This is a genomic window from Thermosynechococcus sp. OHK43, assembly GCF_014466085.1.
GTDB lineage: Bacteria > Cyanobacteriota > Cyanobacteriia > Thermosynechococcales > Thermosynechococcaceae > Thermosynechococcus.
On the sequence record NZ_JACOMP010000212.1, the window covers coordinates 1 to 4017 of the forward strand.

The 4017-nt window shown below is 50.8% G+C and carries 4 protein-coding genes; 1 reads left to right on the forward strand and 3 read right to left on the reverse strand.

The genetic code is table 11. The features are described from left to right. The 3 genes from rfbF to H8Q75_RS09000 all read right to left on the reverse strand — a co-directional run. Positions 1-739 (reverse strand): glucose-1-phosphate cytidylyltransferase (gene rfbF / locus H8Q75_RS08990; RefSeq protein WP_297041205.1); only part of this gene is annotated, 739 nt, incomplete at its 3' end. 419 nt (positions 740-1158) lie between these two features. Then, positions 1159-2052 carry a glycosyltransferase family 2 protein gene (locus tag H8Q75_RS08995; protein WP_297041207.1) on the reverse strand — a complete coding sequence of 298 codons (894 nt, stop codon included), beginning with the start codon at positions 2050-2052 and terminating at the stop codon, positions 1159-1161. A 52-nt stretch (positions 2053-2104) separates the two neighbouring features. After that, positions 2105-3283 (reverse strand): peptidylprolyl isomerase, encoded by a 1179-nt coding sequence (locus tag H8Q75_RS09000; RefSeq protein ID WP_297041209.1) that lies wholly within the window; start codon positions 3281-3283, stop codon positions 2105-2107. Between the two features lie 62 nt (positions 3284-3345). Here H8Q75_RS09000 and H8Q75_RS09005 point away from each other — a divergent pair. Continuing rightward, a partial coding sequence (locus tag H8Q75_RS09005; protein WP_365970975.1) for a zinc ABC transporter substrate-binding protein occupies positions 3346-4017 on the forward strand: 672 nt, incomplete at its 3' end.

A 4017-nucleotide genomic window follows, 5' to 3' on the forward strand; every position in this document is an offset into this window, starting at 1 on the left:
ACCATAGGTCTTCAAGGTATTTCTTGTCGCGCAGGGTATCCATGGGCTGCCAAAAGCCCTCGTGAACAAATGCCACCAATTCGCCCATCTGGGCAAGCTGAGCGAGCGGTTCACCTTCAAAACTGGTTTGATCCCCTGCAATGAGGTCCAAACACTTTGGCGATAGGATGAAAAAGCCTCCATTGATGTAGCCGCCGTCCCCCCGCGGCTTTTCCGTAAACCCACAGACCCTGTTCCCCTCCATCTGAAGCGCGCCGTAGCGGCCCGGTGGCTGGACCGCCGCCACTGTGGCAAGTTTTCCATGCCGCAGATGGAAAGCGATCTCCTGCGTCAGGTCGATGTCAGCCAAGCCATCGCCATAGGTAAAGCAAAACGCTTTTTCATTTTCGACGTAAGCCGCAACACGTTTCAAGCGACCGCCGGTCAGCGTCTGCTCACCCGTATCGACGAGCGTCACCCGCCACGGTTCGGCCTGGCGCTTGTGGACTTCCATGGTGTTGTGCTCCATGTCGAAGGTGACGTCCGACATGTGGAGAAAGTAGTTGGCGAAGTATTCCTTGATCAGGTATCCCTTGTAGCCACAGCAGATTACAAAATCGTTTACACCGTGGGCGGAGTAAATTTTCATGATATGCCACAGAATGGGCCTACCGCCAATTTCAATCATCGGCTTTGGTTTAAGATGAGTTTCCTCAGAGATGCGGGTGCCTAAGCCACCGGCAAGAATAACAGCTTTCATTATTGATTTGCTTAATCGGTGTAGCATCAATATGCATCAATATGATATAATAGACCCGTTAGTAGAGGGAAGCAAAGGACATCAGCACAAGAATACGACGAGATTTATGACCGACTTATATCCAAGACCTTTCTCGACATGCCGTTGGGCTTGGTCATATCGAACAGAGGCTGTACCAGTGGGCGCACAGAGAGATCAAGCAACTGCTGCGTCTCAATGGGTTTAAGTGTGGAAATCAAGGCTGAATACGCAGCCCAAATTCAATCCCCAGTTCAAACACAGTCGGTCAAGCCATTCAAGTCTCGAAGCGCAATGGCACATTTTCTGGAGCGCTAAGGTCAATACTTGCTGCGTACTGAAACATCTGGGTGCCAATTCTGCAGTACAACTGAGCAATGATAATGATCATACCTTAGAGTTCAAAAACATCGCGTCTTCAATATAGCAATATAGCGCTTCACCTGGACGAACATACCGTAAAGTCGTGCAAGCGGAGCAACTGGCAGAAGAGACACCAAAAGAATACGCTCGAGGATGCTACTCTGCACTCCGTAACCTCTCAAGTTAGCGACAGCACGGTCAAGATCTGAATATTCTTGGTTGCCAGAACATAGATTGTGAATTCTCTTATAGAGAAACACCTCTTTAGTTGACTTAATGTTGCACTTCCCTAGGATATAGTACAAGAAATGCGTATCGGCAGCATAGAGTCCCGAGGAAAGGATGTTCATTGCGTCATCGCTTATAACTTTTTTTGGAAAAATCCCGTAGATTGGATTGGCTTTTCCCAAAAAATTAGGCTCTAGTGCGTACTTTAGGCGACGCAATAGTTTACTTCCAGAATAAGTGAAAGTGCCGTTGCTTGCAGGGTGGCTAATTAAGTTACCGACTTCATCTATCGTTCGGATACTGCCGAATGCAAGGCAAGAATTTTCAACGGCTATAGGCAAGAGTGCAGCAATCCAATCCCTATCCCATACATCGTCTGCAGTGGCCCACATGAAGTATTCGGCAACTGCTTGATCTAGAACATACTTAAAGTTGGCAGCTGCACCCATGTTGTGCGTTTGGCGGATATACCTTATCCGGCTGTCTTTTGCTGCGTATTCTCGGCAGATGGCCTCGGTCTCGTCCGTTGAGGCATTATCTGAGATGATCAGTTCAAAATCGGTAAAGCTTTGCCCTAACAATGAATTGAGAGCGTCACGAATAAATTTGGCACCATTATATACTGGCATGCCGATGCTTAGTCGTGGTTTTGGTCGGGTGGGAGCAATGCTTGAGGGATCAAGTAATTTTGGCTGATTGTTCACAATACCCCTAGTCACTGAATAACTTTTCACGCTGTTTTAATTAGTAGGGAGCCTAGGTGGGCTGCACCAGATGTTCGAGTCCATCTACAACCTTGGCTGAGAGAATTTTATCCCCTTGGCGCAGTTGCCGCAGAGTTTCTTCTCCTTCGACAACATAGCCAAAGACAGCATAACGGCCGTCCAAGAGATTTAATCCTGCTGGGGTCAGTTCAGGTTCAAAGAGCAAAAAGAAAAATTGCGACGAACCACCATTGGGATCATCGTTGGGACGCGCTAGGGCAACCGTACCATAGGCGGAAAAGGGCAACACGGGGTGTTCTAGGTAACGACCCGCATCCTCAAGGGTAATGCCATAGAGGGGATACTTATCTCCCTCCACAAGAATTTCTAAGGGAATGGCGCGGTATTGATTGGTCTTGGGATCGATAAAGCCAACCTCTGGTCCCGGTGGATCCCCTGCCTGCAGCACATAGGATTCCTCAGCACGGGTAAAGGGTAGGCCATCGTAGAAGTGGCGTTGTACCAAGTCCACAAAGTTGCCAGCGGTCAGGGGGGCGCTGTAGCCATCGACAACTATTGTGAGCTTGCCTTTGCTAGTTTCCATCTCTACAGTGGCGCGACCCAACAATCGCGGCAAGTGCTCATAGCCTTTGGGAGGGGTGTAGCTAAAGTTTTGCACCATCATGGCCTCCAACTCCCCCACTTTGTCGAGGGCGGCGGCTTTAGCGGGTAAGAGTTGGCTGCGATCTTTGGCTTTGGCGGCTTCCTGAAGCGTATCGAGGGAAGTCTCTAACTCTGCTAAGAGGGTTTTGGCCGCTTCCTGTTTCTCGGCAGGGATCCTCTGGAGGAGTTCATCGGCGCGATCGCGGATAATAGTTTTCGCCTTGCTGATGTTGCTGGCAATTTTTGACCACTGTTTGCCCCGCACCCAAAAAGAGATTTGTTCCAGGTCCTTTTGCAGTTCTCGCACCGTTGGATTGTCAATAGGTAAGGCCCAACGGAGCAGGGCTTTGGGATCAGTAATGGCATTCCCTTGGGGCAGGGCAGCAATTAGTGAAGGTTCAACAGGCAGCGCGATCGCCAGCGGCGGCAACAGGAAGGTGCCCAACCAGAGGAGGAGTATCACCAAAAGAGCGAACCAGCGTTTGCGTCGTTTCACCATTTCTTCCCATGACTGTCTCCCCTCAGTGTATCGGACGGGGCGATCGCCCTCCAAGGGGGAGCTTTTCATTTTTCCTTCATTTTCCGCAGCATCCTGTGTTAGGCTGAGAATTATGAAAGGATTATGAAAGATTGCCCACTATGCGGGGTCTGAGTTGGTTGCTGATAGGAATTCTCTTGCTGGGTGGGTGTGGAGTCCCAGCCCCGGAGAATCGCCAAGAAACCCGCCCCACCCAAACCCATAGGGATGAACGCCCCTTAGTGCTGACCACATTTACAGTTCTTGCCGATATGGCGCAGCAGGTGGCGGGCGATCGCCTGCGGGTAGAGTCACTGATTAAACCGGGAGCGGAAGTTCACGGCTATGAATTTACCCCCAGTGACCTGGTGCGGGGACAGGAAGCCGCCCTCATTTTAGAAAATGGCCTTGGCCTCGAGCGGTGGGGCGATCGCTTCTACAACAGCCTACCGAATGTGCCCCGTGTCACGCTCACAAAGGGAATTAGCCCCATTCCCATTCAAGAGGATGCCTACCGAGGACAACCCAACCCCCATGCCTGGATGTCCCCCCAAAATGCCCTGATTTACGTTGAAAACATTCGCAAGGCTCTCACAGACCTCGATCCTGCTGGCGCCGAGATCTATGCCGCCAATGCCAAAGCCTACAAAGCCCAAATTCGCGCCCTTGATCAGGAGCTACGTCAGGCCCTTGCTACCCTTCCTGCCCACAAACGCTACATTGTCACCTGTGAAGGTGCCTTCTCCTACCTGGCGCGAGACTATGACCTGACGGAAGTGTATCTC

What these genes read in the sequence shown, in the direction of transcription:
- H8Q75_RS09000 (WP_297041209.1), bottom strand. Translation starts at nt 3,283, where the DNA reads ATGAAAAGCTCCCCCTTGGAGGGCGATCGCCCCGTCCGATACACTGAG.